Below are 17,677 nucleotides of genomic sequence, written 5' to 3' on the forward strand. Positions count from 1 at the left end.
GATTACCTCATTTCTGAAAAGGCCTGAGATGTATTCTCTTCAAACGCCTCCCAAGATTGTTCGCCATCTAAATAGCTCTGGAACTCTGGATACAGCACTTGCTGGAACCAGCCACTAGGGTACTGATTATGAACCATTGCCGCTGTTTCGCCGGCAAGCAAAGCCTCATACAACTGTCGGGATACCGGGTCAGAAATATCTGCTGGATCATATCCTTCCTGAGCAGGGATAAAGGCCAGATCGCCTAGTATCATTTCCTGTCCTTCGTCAGAAAGATACATCCAGTCAATAAAGCTCTTGGCTTCTTCAACTACAGCATCGTCATGGTTCCCGTTGATACCGATATACCAGGGAGAACCGGCTGGAATTCTTCCTTCCGTATCGCTTTCACCATAAACAGGCAGAATACCGAGTTTTTCCTGAGCAAAATCAGGATCGATTTCATTTAATGTCGGAACGATCCAGACACCCTGGTGCACCATTGCCACTTGGTCGTTGACAAACAGTTCCTCAACAGAACGGCTGTAATCCACAGTTAAAATCGGTTGAACATTGTACTCATTGATCAAATCAGTGTATTTTTTCATCTGATCGCCGTATTCCCATGTCAGTTCCTCTGCGTTATAGGCATCCAATATACTGTGATTAAATTCCGGACTGGTGAAATTAGCTGAAAACTGATTGGCGATGTAATTTTCGCCACCACTAAAACCAAAGACTTGTTCAATACCCAGCTTATCTTTTTGACTGTCAAGTGTTTCAACGGCTGAGACAAAATCATCATAGGATTCGATCGAATCAGGATCGATGCCTGCCTGTTCAAAGATATCTTTATTATACATCCATCCGAATCCTTCAATATTCAGAGGAATGCCAAGCTGAGTACCGTCGATTGTGCCACCTTCAAGCAGTCCATCGATAACAGTATCGGCAACGTCCATTTCTGATACATCGATCAATGCATCACTGTAACGTTCGATTTCCGGGAGACCGTTAAGCATCATGAGCGCCGGTTCATCACCAGAAGAAAAACGGGCCTGAAGACCAGCAGATCCTTCGCCACTTCCGATTGTAGTAATAGTGATTTCGGCATTGTTATCAGACTGCGCACTATACATTTCTGCGAGTTCTTCTAATTGTGCAGTGATTTCGGGTTTCTGGTTGAAGAAGTCGACCGTTACAGCTTCTCCACTTGACCCCTCATTCTGATCACTGTCCGTAGTGGAGGAGCCACCCTCGTTACCTCCTGTACCACAGGCCGTTAGTATCACAGGTACAGTGAGTAAAGAAAACAACAATGATTTTTTCATTTTGCATTCTCCTTTTTTATGTAATCCCTTTCTTATTAAGAATATAATAGCATATTATACATAGATTACGGAAATTTAACGCTTTATTTACATTCATATGATGCTGAAGCCTGTCCAGATTATGTATTCTTATTGACTCGTTTTCAGTTTCTACTATATAAACAGCTCTTTAAAATCGATTTAAATTATTTTTTTTATAAATAATTGTTAATAATCAGATGTGCAGTTGAGAAGCCGACGTTTTTCTTATAAAATAGAGTGTGGTGAAATCAATGATGATACGGGGGAAGCCTTAATGAGTAGATTCCAACAAATATTTTTAGATATCGAATCAGATATTCTGAACCAGACGTATAAAGCTGGAGAGCTTCTGCCCAGTGAAAATAAGCTGTCAAAAAAATATAATGTTTCGCGTGAAACAATTCGGAAAGCCCTCAATTTACTGCTGGATAGTGGATATATACAAAAAAAGCAGGGTAAAGGTTCGATTGTTTTAGATATTAAGCGTTTCGAATTTCCTATTTCTGGTCTGACCAGTTATAAAGAGCTGGAAGAGGCCCAAAATATCAATAGCGAAACGTTACTTATCAAAAATCAAGTTGAGTTGCTGCCTGAGCATATTGCTTCTTTGCTGAAAGTTACAAGTAATACCAAAGTACACGCTGTGATTCGCGGGCGGAAAGTGGACGGAGAGGCGGTTATTTTGGATAAAGATTATCTGCTGACTTCAGTTATTCCAGAACTTCCGGACGCTGAGGCTAAGAAATCCTTATATAACTATATCGAAAATAAATTGGGACTCACTATCAGCTATGCTAGAAAAGAGTTTGTAGTGGAACCAGCCACACAAGAAGACCGCGACTTGATGACGTTGCATGGAGATACCCATGTTGTGGTAACGCGCAGTGAAGTTCATCTGGAAGATACAACTTTGTTCCAATATACAGAATCGAGACACCGTTTGGATAAGTTTCGTTTTACTGAATTTGCGCGCCGTCGTCCGCCGATGGATACAAATTCAACGTCTTTGATTTAAATCACACTTGCGTCGATAAAAAAGTGGAACAGGTGCTCCGTCTTTTATATTTACCTTATTTTTTTAATCAGTCGAAGTAAACTTTGTTTTCTATTTAAAGAGGAAAAGAGGAGATCTCTGGCTGAGGTCTCCTCTTTTAACATTATTAACTAACTATTCGATACTAGTTATTTTTCAACATAACTATGAGCTGGTTGACATAGTGCTCTATCTTTTCACTATCCTTTTCAGGAAAGTATAAGAATGAGATAATACTCCCTATCAGCATGCGTAAAGTTAACTCTTTGTTTTCTATCTTTATTCCGGCTTCTTCTGCGGCACTTTCTAATAAAGAATGCGTTCTTTCTATATAATCAAATGGAATGATTGCCGGATTTATTTTTCTTTCTCTCAAAATCAACGTGATCATTTTATGGTTCTTGGAAATAAACAGGATACGATTTTTTATAATATGTTTCAATTTTATCGTAGGGTCAAAACTTTCCTCTTGTATATTTTCTTCAATTTCTTCTAAACTTTCTGAAAGTACCGGTTCAATGACAGCTCTGAATAATTCTTCTTTTGAAGAAAAATAGCGATATAAGGTGACCTCGGATATCCCGGCTGCTTTAGCAATACTCGCCGTTGTCGTTGTATGGTAACTGGCTTCTAAAAACCGCTCCATTGCTGCATTAATGATATGATTTCGACGATTTTCTTTAGTCATTCTTTTCTTTTTGTCCATTTTTATGCTCCTAAACTTGCTAGTCATTGAATCGCGTAAATAGTTATAAAAAAAGAAGCTAGTTGAATACTAGCTTCTTTTTCAGCTTCTCAAATCAATATGAAGCTTAACTTTGATTAAGCATCATTTTTAGGTGCTTTGCCTAATTCAGCTTGCATCATCCAGATATTTAATTCTAAATCACCTTTAGCATCAATGAAAATATCTTCTGTTACTTCGTCGCCTTCTTTTTGGGCTGCTTCAATACCTTTTGAATATTCAGCAACTAACGTACGGAAAATACTGACTAATCGCTCAAGATGTTCATCAATTGATTTGTCCCATTTGCCCGGAACACTTTCAATGTTTGACTTCTCAGCGAATTCTTCCAATGTTGAAACAGGTGAGCCGTCTATAATGATCAATCTTTCGGCGACTTCATCCAATTGTTCTTCAATGGCGTCACGGTATTCATCCATTAATTCGTGGTAATTTTTGAAGTCTTTTCCACGTAAATACCAGTGAATTTGGTGGATAGCTGCTGAAGCTTGTGATAGGTCTGCGGTCAACTGATTGAGAACTTTCTTTGTCTCTTCGTATTTCATTTTTGACATCCTCCTATAATGTTAGTGTTTACTTACTTAATCCATATTCACTATACTGGAAGCCCTTCTTTTTTTCAAGTAGAAGGCCTTATTAATCGAATATTCTTTGCTTGTTCTTATTTCGCTTATTCGATTAACTTATTATGATATGTTATTAAGTGATTACTTACATATCATAAGTATACTTTATCAGAAGCAATAGATTCTTTCAAGTATAAGGCTCTATAATTCGAATTCTTTTGAGCTAAGGATGATTTATTTATTTTTGAGTCCCCTCCTCTTTGCCTATCATCTTTATTTATTATTCTATTTATATTTTTAACTTGCTTACTTCCTAAGATTTAAAACACTAGAGGGGTAAATCTTTCTTTGTAAAGACAACGTTTGCTGCTGTGTATAAACTGAAGGCAATTACGCCTAAAGCAACCAGCCCCCACCCAAACTTTCCGCTGGCGAGTATCGCATCTGTATCAAAGAGGGTCGTTAATGTCAGATACTCGAGTATCGCTGGCGCATCATCCATCAACTGCTGAACCATGGTGAGCAAGAAGAAAGCGAAGGGAAGTCCTCCACCAACAGCCAAAGCTAATCCTGTGCGATTAAACAAAGTTGACGCGAAGAATGAAATGGAACTTATAGCCAAAATCAGGCTCAGTAGACCCAAACTCAACCAAAAATATGTTTCTCTATCAAACTCAAGAGCCTCATCAACAGCTCTTGCTGATGACACTATTGTATTATTGGTCATTGTAATGATTTGTTCTTCATTTAACCCTGTTGCTCGAACTGATGCTTCTAAAGCAGTCGGATTTTTCACTAAAATTAGATTATCGTCGACTTGACTACTATCCATATTTAAAGCTGTCGCAGAAGCGTCGACCACCGTTTGTAATAAAAGTCTAGCATTGTCTTCTGTCACTTTAACTTCAGGTTGAGCATTTTCTTGATTTTCTTCATTTATCCCTAGCACTGACTCGTCTGTTTCCTCGGCTTCAACTACAGCCATTTCATCATTCACAAATTGCTGATAATCATTTACAGAAATCCCCTTCACCCGAGCACCGGCTGTCAATGCATCATTGCTTTGTAAAATCATTCGAGGTTTTTCCATTAATTCTTCTGACGTGATTTCTATCTCGTCATCATCCATATCCGCATCATCTTTATAGAGTTCCAGTCTCTCATCTGTAATGGCATCAGCCGCTTCTTTATAAGAACGATCATTGATCACCTCTTCTAAATAAAGTGAGTAGGCATCTAAATCCATGTTCCTGTCTGTAGCTGCATCGCGCATCGCTTGTTCGTTATCTGCAATCATATACAAACGTCCAGAAATGTAACGTTCGTCTTGATCCAGTGATTCTGCTGCCGCTTCTATATCCTCTGTGATCGGATAGCCGGTCACGTTGTTATACTGTAACTGGGAAGCACCTAAACCGACTAGAGAAACGATGATATACATTAAAAAAACCGAGAGAATAAGGTAAAGTGATTTAGTGAAAATAACGCTTGAACGTTTAATGGGTGTCGATAACGTATAGGCCATCGAGCCAGAGTCGACTTCGCTTACCACAAGAGTATTTGCTGTAAACACAACATAAACGATCCCCAGAATAAGTGCGATCATCTTGTAAAAATTCTCTAAATTGCCTAGGAGACTGTCCATTGATGACAGCAGGCTGGAAAAGGCCGTACCTTCAGCAGCTGAAGCAATGGATGCATAGCCTGTCGCATCATAACCGATGATAAAACCAGATAAGATGATAGACGCAACGGTTGTAATAATGGCCCAGAGCTTCCAGTTTGTTTTAACGCTCTGCTTGAAAAGTGGTTTTGAAAACATTTATATTTCATCCTTGAATACTTGCGTCACATAATCTCTAAACGAAAATTTGATTTCTTTGAAATAGACTAAATCGAATTGTTTCAAATCTTTGATTAATTGATTGATATCTTTATCGTTTACGCCAACAAATACTTGCAGATCTTCTGCTTTCACTTCATCAAATTTATAGTCTAAGTTTAGAAACCGTTCAAAATCAGTGCGTGATTTAAATTCCATTCGATATCTTTTATTTTTGTTATAACGGATTTTTGTCATATCAGTGACTTCAACGATTTCCCCTTCTCGAATGACTGCCACTCGATCAGCGACTTCTTCTACTTCTTGAAAGATATTACTCGACATAAAGATTGTCTTTCCTTTCGCTTTTTCTTCTTTTAAAAGATCGAGAAACACATCACGCATGAGAGGATCTAAACCAGTACTTGGTTCATCCATGATCAAAATATCAGCTTCTGATGCGAATGCTGATACGATGGCTGTCTTTTGCTTCATCCCCTTACTCATCGCACGCACCTTCGCCGTCATATCTAATTGCAAAAGATCGACCAATTCTTTTGCTCGTTCAAAATTTCCTCTGTTGGATAAATAGATTTGTTCTTTTAAAAATTCTTCTCCTGTCGTGTTACCTGGGAAGTTTATTTCACCTGGGACATAAGCGACAAAACGCTTGATTTCTGCGCTGTTTTTAGTGGCATCCAGTCCATTGATCGTGATACCCCCCTCATCAGGCTTTATGAACCCCATCATATGCCGGATCGCTGTCGTTTTTCCGGCACCATTGACCCCGACAAAGCCATAAATTTCTCCTTCTTCAACATCTAAAGTCAGATCGAATATTCCCTGCCCTTTTCCATAATCTTTAGTCAAGTGAGTAATATCAATGTAAGCCATCTTGTAAGTTCTCCTCTCCTGCAGCTACCGTTTTCTTGCGGTCATAAAAATCCATAAAGTAATCTTCCAGTATGAATTTGATTTCTGAAATAAATTTGAGCTTTACTTCACTTAATTCTATAAATAATTGCTGCATCTTCTGATCCGTTAAACTTAATTTAACTTGATTTTGTTCGGGTCGTTTGACTGACAGAGTAAAGGCCGTATTTTCTATAAACGTTTGGTAATCTTTGAAACTATCAAACTCAATTTTAAAAGATTTGTTCTTATTCTGTTTCAATGCCAACGCTTCAACTGTCGAAACCACTACGCCATCTTTGATTATCGCGATCCGATCACACGTCGCCTCAACTTCTGTAAAGATATGACTGGACAGTAGAATTGTTTTTCCTTCCGCTTTCTCTTTCAAGGTAAATTGAATAAATCGTTCCTGCATGACAGGGTCTAGGCCTGAAGTGGGTTCATCTAAAATCAAAATACGAGGGCTATGCATAAAAGCAGTAACTACCGCTAATTTTCTTTTCATTCCTAGACTCATTTCTTTGATCTTCTTTGAACTGTCTACTTCGAATATTTTCTTAAGCTCTTTTATCCTTGTCATGTCAGTCAGCTGTCTTTCCTTTGCCATGTATTCAATAAACTGATCCCCCGTCATTCCTTTTGGAAAAGCCAGTTCACCGGGTAAGTAACCTACATCGTGTTTGATGTTAGCAGCTGATTTCCAGCTGTTTTTACCATTAATAGATAATTCTCCATCATCAAGTTTTGAAAAACCCATAAGATGCCTTATAGTTGTAGATTTTCCAGCACCATTCGGCCCTAAAAATCCAAAAGCTTCACCCTTTAATACTTCAAAGGAAACATCAAATATTCCACGTCCATGTCCATAATCTTTTGTTGCATGGTTTACCTTTATGACAGTCATAACTACGCCTTCTTTCATTATAAATTATAAGTATTAGTAAATTGTTTTTGTTTTTTAATTAACATCTGTTATATTTGTAACACTACCTGAAAGACCCATACGAACAAGAGACATTATTTTATATCTGATAATTAATTAACTTTTTCAGATAATATGTTCATTAAAATAACGGGAGATGACTTATATAATGGAGACATTAGATTTAAGAGTGCAAAAAACCTACCGCTCTCTTATTCATGCTTTCGAAGAGTTATTGAATAAGAAAGAATTCGAAAATATACTAGTTACAGAATTATGTGATGCCGCTATGATCCGACGCCCTACCTTTTACAGTCATTTTTTAGACAAGTATGATTTTCTCACTTTCTTTATTAGACATAAAATGAACCTGATTTTCGATAACGTCTTTAAGGACTTAAATCAAAAGTCAGAAGATAAGGCTTATCAGTTCTTTATTCTAGTTTTCAAACAACTTCTGAAACAGCCGGATAATTTACTGGAACTCATTTTCAGTGTGCAAATCAAGTCTGATATCATAACAGAGTTGAAAGGCATTCAGGAATACGGGCAAAGCATGTTGAAGAAACATGTGAATACAGGGAAAAACTACGGTAATGCCATTATTGTCAATGAATATAAAAGCCAAATCGTTATGGGAATAACGATTAAATCAGTCTACTGGTACAAAATTAATAAAAACAATATCAGTAAAGAAGAAATGATCAGTCTTTACGAAGAGACATTAGAGAAGTTATGGTGAAACAAACGATTCTAAAGTCTACACTCACCTATCCAACTATAAAAAACCCGTCTAGAGTAAGGTTTGATATCTTACTCTAGACGGGGTCCGCAGTTTTTATGTTTTATTCAGGAAGTGTCCATTACTTTATTAAAAAGGCAGCCGTCTCATAGGGCCCCATCACAAACTCTTTTTCAAGCTCCCTGTCTCCTCTGTTGCCTATCACATAGCTGCTCTCTCCTTCTAGAAGTTCGTCCGGCAGGGTTATTTTATCTTCATCTGAGTAAAAATGGTTTAAGACAAGCAGTTTCTGATTTTCGTGTTCTCTTACATAAGCATAGATGCTTGGATGATCTAATGCGATGGCTTTATAATTTCCTTCTTGAATAATCGCCATCTCTTTGCGTAAACGGATCAGTTCTTTGTAGTAAGAACGTATCTTTTCACTCTCTTTTGAACTCTCTGTATTGATTTTCTTGTAATTATCTGCCACTTTTAACCAAGGTTCTCCTTCAGTAAAGCCGGCATGTTCTGACTCATTCCACTGCATCGGTGTTCTAGCATTATCACGTGATTTATCTCTGATGATTTCAAGTGCTTTTTCATCGGACGCACCTGCTTCTTTCAGTTCAATAAACGCATTATGTGTTTCAATATCTTTGTAATCATTCAATTCAGAATAGTCTGGATTTGTCATTCCGATTTCTTCACCCTGGTAAATAAACGGCGTACCACGCAGGAGGTGGACAGTCTGCGCCAGCATAGTCGCTGTTTTAACTGGATAGTTTTTCACATCACCAAAGCGGTTATTTGCCCGTGGCTGATCGTGATTGTTCCAGAACAGAGCGTTCCAGCCACCACCTGCCGCCATTCCAGCCTGCCACTCGTCCAAGATTTGTTTCAACTTGATAAAGTCAAAAGGCATCGTGGTCCATTTTTCCCCATCTTTATAATCCACTTTCAAATGGTGAAAGCTGAAGATCATGGACAACTCATTCGAGTCGGGATTAGAATATTTTATGCCGTTTTCAACTGTAGTCGAACTCATCTCTCCCACCGTTACAATGTCATCGTAGCGTCCAAAGGTCTCTCTGTTCAGTTCTTTGATATATTCGTGAACGATCGGGGTATCGGTATAATGGGATTTGCCAACGCCATCCTCTGCATCCTTCAGTTCTTCCGCTTTTCCGATAACATTGATCACGTCAAAACGGAAACCCTTGACTCCTTTTTCCAGCCAGAAGTTGACCACTTTATAAAGCTCTTTACGTACTTCAGGGTTACGCCAGTTCAAATCTGCCTGTGTCACGTCATATAGATGCAGATAATACTTATCTGTATCGCCGAATTTAGACCAGGCCGGTCCGCCGAATTTAGATTCCCAATTCGTCGGCAGACTCCCATCTTTCTGTGCGTCTCTTAAAATATAAAAATCCTGATATTTCTTGTCACCCGCTAGAGCTTTTTGAAACCATTCATGCTCTGTTGACGTATGGTTTAAAACCATGTCCAGCATCAATCCGATCTCGAGTTTATCTGATTCTTCAACCAGTCTGTCGAAATCATCCCATGTCCCGAACAATGGATCGATTGATGTGTAATCTTCTATATCATAACCGTTGTCGTTCTGCGGAGATTTATAAAAAGGATTTAACCAGATCATATCTGCGCCTAAATCTTTTATATAAGGCAGTTTTTCTATAACGCCATTCAAATCGCCTATACCGTTTCCCGTTGTATCTTTAAAAGACTTGGGATAGGCTTGATAAATCACCTTATCGTGAAAGTTCTGCATTGTATTCGTCCTTTCTCTCTTTAAGAAAAAAGGATACTTCTTTAAATGAATATGCTCCAGTAAATTCACTGGAACCCAACTCATTTATTGAAAATATCCTCTCTCCCTGAAAGTAATCATATTGATTTATAAAATTATTAATTTCCTAGTTTTGGAATTGGTAAGTGATCATTTTCCCATTTAGTCATGATACCTTTTTTCTCAAAGATGATAACGAGTATGAAAGGAACAGCAATAGCGATTGCCATAGATATCAAGAAGCCGATCCAAAATTCAGGAATAATAGAAAGAATTCCCGGAAGTCCTCCGACACCGATATTAAAGGATGCCACATTTAGTGCTACCGATGTCATACCTGCGAAGGCTGAGCCGATCATGCCTGCTACAAATGGATAAACAAATTTGATGTTGATACCAAAGAGTGCCGGTTCGGTAACTCCAAGATAAGCTGAGATCATTGCCGGAATAGAGATCTGCTGTTCTTTATCATTTCCTCGGTGCATCCAGATAATACCTAATACAGCTGAACCTTGAGCAATGTTTGACAAAGCAATCATTGGCCAGAGAATCGTCTGTTCATATTCAGCAACAAGCTGCAAGTCTATCGCATTGGTCATGTGGTGTAGTCCAGTAATGACTAGTGGTGCATAAAGTCCGCCAAAGACAAAACCAAAGACCCAGTTGAATGTTCCTGTCAGTCCCCATTGAACGACTTGTGATAACCAGATACCCAGCTGCCAGCCAATCGGTCCAATAATAGCATGGGCCACAAAGACTGTTGGAATCAATGCGAACAGCGGAACAAAAATCATGGATATGGCCTCAGGTATCACACGTCTCAGCCATTTTTCAAGATAGACGAGCAAGAATCCTGCAAGCATCGCTGGAATAACTTGAGCCTGATATCCGATCATGTCTAACTGGAAAAAGCCAAAGTCCCATTGATTAACGTCGCCTGCTAAAATATCTGTAACACCATATGCATTCATTAACTGTGGTGAGACTAAGGTAATACCTAATACAATACCTAAAATCTGAGTGGTTCCCATCTTACGCGTGACACTCCACGTGATGCCGACAGGCAGGAAGTGGAAAATCGCTTCTCCTGGAAGCCACAAGAAAGCATTGACCCCGCTCCAGAACTGGGAAACATCAACGATCGTATTATAGATCGGCTCTCCTGCAGTTGTGAATGCTGCCTGGCCATCCACCATTGCTTGTCCTAAAGCTGCGAACTGGACTTGTTCCAAGACGTTTCTAAATCCTAAAATCAGACCGCCGATAATAATTGCCGGAATAAGTGGGGTGAATATTTCTGCCAAAGCTGCCATGACCCGTTGTAAGCTGTTCATGTTTTGCTTGCCGGCACTCTTCACATCATCTTTACTTACACCTTCAAGTCCTGATATTTCTGAAAATTCATTATAAAAGTCTGCTACTCGATTACCAATAATAACCTGAAACTGACCTGCCTGTGTAAATGTTCCCTTAACAGAAGGGATCTCTTCGATCCTTTCTTTGTTTGCAATAGATGGGTCATCCAGGACAAAACGCATCCGCGTCGCGCAGTGAGTGACCGCGTTGACATTATCCTTGCCGCCGATCGCATCCAGCAGTTCTTTGGAATCTTGTTTGAAATCTGCCACAACTATTTCCTCCTCTTAACAACTTGTCTATACAAGTTTTAGTGAGTTAACTATAATATAATTCAAAATAAAATGCAAGCGTTTTTTTTATTGATTCAAAAAGATAATGCAATTGAGTGTTAAACGTCAAAATAATGGTTCGCAATATTAAATTTATTGAGTTGAATGCGTAAAATCAGGAACATTCATTTTAGCGAGTCTAGTTAAAAATCTGATATTAACGATGTTAATTTAATTAGTACAAAAATTTCGAGGTTATTTTTATTAAAGCAATCAACAACGCACCTTTACAAAAACAAGATATTTTCTTGTCTGGGTTGACACGCTAATAGTGTCACATAAAAAGCGAATACTAACAGGAATACAATAGTTTTGATAGAAGAAGGTCAGTGCCACGATGTTCGTGGCACTGACCTTCTTTTATTTCATCTTTCTCTCCTCTAGCTCCATCAGAATACTTAAAGCAACTTTGATCTATTAGGAGTTTAGTTCTAATCGCTGTTTTAATGCATTTTTCAATCATATGAATTTCATGGGATTTATATTTAAACATTGTGTTGAAACTAATCTGTATTCAATCCAGAATAATAGCGTATTGTTTCGAGCGCATTATGCCAGCCTTTTAATTTTCTCAGGCGTTTTGATTTTAACATATTCGGTTTAAACACTTCACTTTCAGAAACTAAGGCAGTTAATTCATCCAAGTCTTTCCAGTAGCCTACAGTTAATCCCGCTAAATATGCGGCACCCAAACCAGTTGTTTCCAAGCGTTCAACGCGTGTTACTGTCTTGTCGAGTATATCTGCTTGAAACTGGATCAAGAAATTACTTTGCGCAGCACCTCCATCAACACGTAAAATATCAAGTTCAATGCCTGTATCTAATTCCATCAAAGCAATAATATCCCTGACTTGATAAGCTATGGATTCAAAAGTAGCATATACCAGTTCTCTTTTTCCAGTATTCTCATCAATTCCTAAAATAGCTCCCCGAATATCGGGTTCCCAATATGGCGTGGCAATACCACTGAAGGTTGGTAGAACATAGATTGGAGATTTTTCATCAGCTTCGAGCGCTAACGTTTCGGACTCTTCAATATCTTCAAATAACTCCAGACCATCTTTTAACCATTCAATGGCTCTACCAGAAATTAAAGCAGATCCTTCCAATGCATAACTAACTTCTTCTTCCGTAGAGTAAGCAATAGTTGTTAATAAACGATTATCTGATAACTTTGCTTCAGTCCCCGTATTCATAACAATAAACGTCCCTTGTCCATACGTACTTTTGACTTGTCCCGATTGAAAAGCCAGTTGACCAAATAAAGAGGCCTGCTGGTTTCCAGCCACCCCAGTAATAGGGATAGCGATACCACCAAAACGTTCGGGTTCTGTCTCACCATAATAATAAGCACTAGGGTATACATTGGGCAGCATGACTTTCGGAATATCAAAGAGTTGCAGTAACGTTTCATCCCATTTTAAACTATGAATATTGAACAGCATGGTTCTAGATGCGTTGGTATGGTCGGTGACATGCAGTTTTCCATTAGTTAACTTCCAAATCAGCCAACTGTCAATGGTTCCAAAAAGCAGGTTTCCTTTTTCAGCGTCTTTTTGAGCCCCTTCATGGTGATCAAGGATCCAACGTATTTTACTAGCCGAAAAATACGCACTCATAATAAGCCCCGTATTTTGATGTATATAGGCTTCGTTTTTATCAGATTTTAGTTTATTGATAATTTCTAACGATTGATTTGAACTCCAAACGATTGCATTATATAGAGGTTCACCGGTAATTTTATTCCAAACTACTGTCGTTTCACGTTGATTCGTTATGCCAAGTGCTTTGATTTGAGAATAAGTGATACCTGATTTTTTTATCACTTTGCCTATCACATTGCACACGCTTTTCCAAATAGTTTCTGGGTCGTGTTCTACCCAACCGTTTTCAGGAACGATTTGCTGGAATTTTTGACTCGCTGTTCCAATATAATTGCCTTTATTATCGATGATAAAGGCACGAGTCGTGGTTGTCCCTTGATCGATCGATAAAATATATTCTACCATAGACTCATCACTTTCCTTTTTATATAGTAAATAGAATGATTTCTTTAATTGATGTTCGTTCGATACTTTACAAGCTGTACGAGCATTTTCTGATAATGTTGGCCACTGGGATTACAATTTTCTAATACCCAGTGATAAAGACTTTCAGATAGACCGTAACTATAAAAACTAATAGCAGTATGAATTATTTCTTCTTTTTCTGATGAAAGTGACTGTTTTTTAAAATAATCATCTATCACTTGCTTCGTCATTTTTTTTATAGAGTAGATAAAATACTCTTTGAAAGAATCCAATTTTTTATTAAGAAATATTTTTTTATAGTACGCTTTATTTTGTTCAAGATAAATTAACAGATGCATCAAGAGATTTTCCCAATTTTCCCAAGTTATTATTGGTTGAACCTTTTCAAATAAATCATAATAAAAAATCCAAGTGACTAAGTCATATTTATCGTCAAAATAATCATAGAAAGTTTGACGTCTAAAATCAGCTTGTTTCATGATATCTGTTATAGAAATTTTATCTATTGCTTTCTTAGTTGTCAATTCCTGAAAAGCATCAGCAATCACTTTTTTCGTATCATTTTGTTGTTTCACCTGTTTAGCCCCTTTCCTAAGAAATGATAATTGTCTAGTAACTAAGTATATGTTATCAGCATGATAAAGCCAAACGGACAAAGTTGTTTCATTGTCTGTTGAATTGGTAACGCTTACTCGGTAAAGTTTGTTTAGTAATAGAAAACGCTTAAATTATAGGAGGAAAAACAATGAGAAAAGCTTTTATCAGTCCCAGCAAGTATGTCCAAGGTGAAGATGAGTTATTGAACTTAGGATTTTATATTCAATCCCTAGGAAATTCAGCGCTGATTATAGGGAAAACGGAAGATATCGATCGTGTACAAGATAAATTAGATAAAACAGCTGAAAAATTTAAAGTGAAACTACATCGCGCAGAATTCGGTGGAGAAGCTACCCGTGAAGAAGTGGATCGCTTGAAAAAATTAGCAGAAGAAAAAGGCACCGATGTCATTGTTGGTTTGGGCGGAGGAAAAGCTCTTGACACGTCTAAAGTTGTTGCAAATGGTCACAATAATATCATTTGCCCTACAATCGCTGCACAAGATGCACCAACTAGTCACTCTGCTGTATTATATACATCTGATCATCAATTTGATGACTATGCTTATTTTAGTAAAAACCCAGATGTAGTATTAATGGACACAACCGTTATTGCCCAAGCGCCAAGTCGATTTTTAGTCGCCGGTATGGGTGATACCCTAGCAACTTACTATGAAGCACGAGCAACACGTCAGTCGAATGCCAATGTAAACGCAGGTTTACCAAATGGTTATCACACCGGCGCAACAGGACCTGCTAAAGGAACAATTGCTGCTATGACTTTAGCTAAAAAAAGTTTAGAAGTTATTCTAGCTAAAGGATACAATGCAAAAATCGCAGCAGATAACAATATCGTAACACCTGCATTAGAAGACATTGTCGAAGCTAATACTTTACTCTCAGGCTTAGGATTCGAGTCAGCTGGATTAGCTGCTTCACATGCTATTTACAATGGTTTAACTGTGTTAGATGGACCAGGAAATTATTACCATGGCGAACAAGTTGCTTTCACGACATTTGTTCAGCTGGTTCTTGAAAATGCACCGACATCTGAAATTGAAGAACTTCTGACCTTCAGTCTTTCTGTTGGTTTACCAGTATCATTAGCTGATTTAGATGTTAAAGAAGTTAAATATGACGAAATTTTAGAAGTCGCTAAAAAAGCAACGATTCCAGAAGAATCAATTCATTCAATGCCTTTTGAAATAACAGTTGAATCTGTTGCACAAGCGATTATAGCAGCGGATGCGATTGGTCGCGACTTTAAGGAAAGAAAAAATACTAAATAATCTATGATCAAATAATTTTCTAAGGCATAGTATTGCTAAAAATTAATCCCTGATGGACAAAGAACAATGGAAGCTATCGTTTTCGTTGTTCTTTGTCTTTTTATACGTCTTTTGTAGATACATCACATGTTGAAAAAATAAAAATTATGGTAATACAGATTTTTTTAAGTCCTTTCATTTTTTTCAATGAACTGACATCTCATGCTAAATAAATATGCGCGTCTTTTTACGCCCTCCTCGAATTAGAAGACAATCTATAAAACACTTCAAGCAGTCCAAAAAACGAGGAAACATTTTTTAAATCAGGAAAAATGTTTTTTTACTTCTCCAATCAAATAGAGTGAGCCATAAATGATGATTGTATCATCTTTATCTTTCAAATTAGTTAAAAAATCATATAACTCAGTTGTTGAAGCAAGTGCTTCAGACTGTACCCCTTTTTGCCTTAATTGATCTGATACCGTTTCAGGATCGAAACCTCGATACGGATCAGGAGATACTGTATATATTTTCTTCGCATGTGGCAGCACTTTGTCAATCATTTTCATATAATCTTTGTCTTTCATCATCCCCACTAAAAAAATAAGCTTTTCTTTTGGAAAAAGGACTTTGATCGATGCCGTCAATGCCTCTACTCCTTCGGGGTTATGTGCCCCGTCGATAAAAACAGCTGGTTTTTCCTGGATTTTCTCCATCCGTCCCGGCCAATAAGCTTTTTCTAATCCATCAGTAATGTGCTGGTCAGAAATATTCCATCCTTTGTCTTTTAGAATCCTGGCTGCTTCAATGGCTAAGAGCGCATTATTCACCTGGTGTTTCCCACTCATATTGATCCTTAAATTTTTAAATGACTTGTAGGAAAACGTACTTCCTTTATCTCTCAAGGTTATATGCTCTACTTTACTTGGATCTATTTTATGAAGTTTAGCGTTTTTGTTTTGCGCTTTTTTCTGAAAAATTTGCTCAACTAATGGTTTGAACACAGGTATCACGATATCCCCGTTTTCTTTTATGATTCCCGCTTTTTCTTCAGCAATTTTCTCTAAAGAATCCCCTAAGACCCGTGTATGATCCATTCCTATTGATGTAATAACAGCAACCTCGGGAACGGGGATCGTATTCGTTGCATCAAGTCTGCCGCCGATTCCCGCTTCGAGAATGACTAAGTCACACTTTTCTTCTTTAAAATATAAAAGAGCAACAGCTGTTAAAATTTCAAAAGAATATAAACGTTCGCCACATTCATTTTCAACTTCATCTACGACTGCCGCTACTTTTTGTGTGACAGAAATAAATGCGTCATCCGATATCAACTGCTCATTTATCCTGATGCGTTCATTCACTTTTATTAAATGAGGGGATGTGAAGACACCTGTTTTGATATTTGCCTGAGTAAGTACCTGGGCAATGAAAGAGGCGGTCGATCCTTTCCCATTGGAGCCGGCGATGTGTACAAATGACAAGTGCTTTTCAGGGTTATTTAGTTTGTTTAGTAAGGTGTGCATACGATTTAAACTTTCTTTCTTTCCATTGCCCCTATTCGTATTAACTAGTGCAATAACATCTTTCATATCCATTAGAAAACCTCTTTTAACTGTATTTTAACTGATGATTTAAGTATCTCTACTTCTGCTCAAGTATAACGGGTTCAGTATCCGGCAACAACATCTTTTTCTATACAATAATGATTTCTGAAACATTTATGATTTATAACAAACCTATCATCTCTACGCAGTTAAAAACAAGGTTAACTGTTAATATTTTGCTATTTTTTCACAATTTATATAAAGACTTAATAAAAAGAAGTATATTGTTTGTATTTTAGTAAGCTTAATAGTTGCGCTTTATGATAACAAGTTATAAACTCGGGGTAGAGATAAAGATTCATTTTATTCTAATAAATTTTCTTTTCTTTCATAAAATTTACAAATTGTGAAAAATATACTTTTACTGAGGTGAAAAAACCAATCTAATGATCAAAGAAAAAACCACTAATCCATTATATATCATTTCTATGAATCCCCCTATACTTACCTCCCAAGCAAATGAAAAAGATTAACGCCTTTGACTTCTAGAAAATTTCTTTTTCTCTTCAAGGGCCTTTTTCAACTTTTTATTATTTATCAGACTGAATTTCTCAACAAGATGAAACGTTTTATTGATAATTAGCTGTTTCAGTTATAGTCTTATTAGTTGAATTAATTTT

General features: G+C 37.4%; 14 protein-coding genes. 3 read left to right on the top strand and 11 right to left on the bottom strand.

Going from position 1 to position 17,677, the window contains the following annotated elements:
* Positions 1 to 2: 2 nt before the first annotated feature.
* A complete protein-coding gene (locus tag AKA01nite_RS02110; RefSeq protein WP_146923334.1) occupies positions 3 to 1,310 on the bottom strand; it encodes an ABC transporter substrate-binding protein in 1,308 nt (435 codons plus the stop codon).
* Positions 1,311 to 1,605: 295 nt separating this feature from the next.
* Here AKA01nite_RS02110 and treR point away from each other — a divergent pair, with 295 nt between their 5' ends.
* The gene (gene treR, locus AKA01nite_RS02115; RefSeq protein WP_146923336.1) at positions 1,606 to 2,346 is read left to right on the top strand and encodes a trehalose operon repressor; all 741 of its coding nucleotides are present in this window, start codon (positions 1,606 to 1,608) and stop codon (positions 2,344 to 2,346) included.
* 163 nt (positions 2,347 to 2,509) lie between these two features.
* Here the strand turns inward: treR and AKA01nite_RS02120 are convergent, their stop codons facing one another.
* The 5 genes from AKA01nite_RS02120 to AKA01nite_RS02140 all read right to left on the bottom strand — a co-directional run bounded on the left by AKA01nite_RS02120 (position 2,510) and on the right by AKA01nite_RS02140 (position 7,316).
* Positions 2,510 to 3,070: a TetR/AcrR family transcriptional regulator gene (locus AKA01nite_RS02120; RefSeq protein WP_186805057.1), complete on the bottom strand. Its 561-nt coding sequence runs from the start codon at positions 3,068 to 3,070 to the stop codon at positions 2,510 to 2,512.
* A 116-nt stretch (positions 3,071 to 3,186) separates the two neighbouring features.
* Positions 3,187 to 3,654: a Dps family protein gene (locus tag AKA01nite_RS02125; protein WP_146923435.1), complete on the bottom strand. Its 468-nt coding sequence runs from the start codon at positions 3,652 to 3,654 to the stop codon at positions 3,187 to 3,189.
* Between the two features lie 349 nt (positions 3,655 to 4,003).
* Positions 4,004 to 5,497 (bottom strand): ABC transporter permease subunit, encoded by a 1,494-nt coding sequence (locus AKA01nite_RS02130; protein WP_146923340.1) that lies wholly within the window; start codon positions 5,495 to 5,497, stop codon positions 4,004 to 4,006.
* Positions 5,498 to 6,391, bottom strand: a complete 894-nt coding sequence (locus AKA01nite_RS02135; RefSeq protein WP_146923341.1) for an ABC transporter ATP-binding protein — start codon at positions 6,389 to 6,391, stop codon at positions 5,498 to 5,500.
* Positions 6,378 to 7,316, bottom strand: coding sequence for an ABC transporter ATP-binding protein (locus AKA01nite_RS02140; protein ID WP_146923343.1), 939 nt, complete (start codon positions 7,314 to 7,316; stop codon positions 6,378 to 6,380). Before AKA01nite_RS02140 ends, AKA01nite_RS02135 begins: the two co-directional genes overlap by 14 nt.
* Positions 7,317 to 7,503: 187 nt before the next feature.
* Between AKA01nite_RS02140 and AKA01nite_RS02145 the strand changes: the two genes are divergently transcribed.
* On the top strand, positions 7,504 to 8,076 hold the full coding sequence (locus AKA01nite_RS02145; protein ID WP_146923345.1) for a TetR/AcrR family transcriptional regulator: 573 nt from the start codon (positions 7,504 to 7,506) through the stop codon (positions 8,074 to 8,076).
* Positions 8,077 to 8,197: 121 nt separating this feature from the next.
* Here AKA01nite_RS02145 and treC read toward each other — a convergent pair whose 3' ends face one another.
* The 4 genes from treC to dhaS form a co-directional block, all read right to left on the bottom strand.
* Positions 8,198 to 9,850, bottom strand: a complete 1,653-nt coding sequence (gene treC / locus AKA01nite_RS02150) for an alpha,alpha-phosphotrehalase (RefSeq protein WP_146923347.1) — start codon at positions 9,848 to 9,850, stop codon at positions 8,198 to 8,200.
* 137 nt (positions 9,851 to 9,987) lie between these two features.
* Positions 9,988 to 11,496, bottom strand: coding sequence for a PTS system trehalose-specific EIIBC component (gene treP, locus AKA01nite_RS02155; RefSeq protein WP_146923348.1), 1,509 nt, complete (start codon positions 11,494 to 11,496; stop codon positions 9,988 to 9,990).
* 563 nt (positions 11,497 to 12,059) lie between these two features.
* Positions 12,060 to 13,565, bottom strand: a complete 1,506-nt coding sequence (glpK, locus tag AKA01nite_RS02160) for a glycerol kinase GlpK (RefSeq protein WP_146923350.1) — start codon at positions 13,563 to 13,565, stop codon at positions 12,060 to 12,062.
* A 44-nt stretch (positions 13,566 to 13,609) separates the two neighbouring features.
* Complete coding sequence (gene dhaS / locus AKA01nite_RS02165; RefSeq protein WP_186805058.1) at positions 13,610 to 14,161, bottom strand: dihydroxyacetone kinase transcriptional activator DhaS; 552 nt, start codon at positions 14,159 to 14,161, stop codon at positions 13,610 to 13,612.
* 170 nt (positions 14,162 to 14,331) lie between these two features.
* Between dhaS and AKA01nite_RS02170 the strand changes: the two genes are divergently transcribed.
* Positions 14,332 to 15,471, top strand: coding sequence for a glycerol dehydrogenase (locus AKA01nite_RS02170; RefSeq protein ID WP_146923354.1), 1,140 nt, complete (start codon positions 14,332 to 14,334; stop codon positions 15,469 to 15,471).
* A 302-nt stretch (positions 15,472 to 15,773) separates the two neighbouring features.
* On the opposite strand, the gene AKA01nite_RS02175 is transcribed toward AKA01nite_RS02170, so the two are convergent.
* On the bottom strand, positions 15,774 to 17,048 hold the full coding sequence (locus AKA01nite_RS02175; RefSeq protein WP_146923356.1) for a bifunctional folylpolyglutamate synthase/dihydrofolate synthase: 1,275 nt from the start codon (positions 17,046 to 17,048) through the stop codon (positions 15,774 to 15,776).
* Positions 17,049 to 17,677 lie beyond the last annotated feature (629 nt).

Source organism: Alkalibacterium kapii (genome assembly GCF_007988865.1).
GTDB lineage: Bacteria > Bacillota > Bacilli > Lactobacillales > Carnobacteriaceae_A > Alkalibacterium > Alkalibacterium kapii.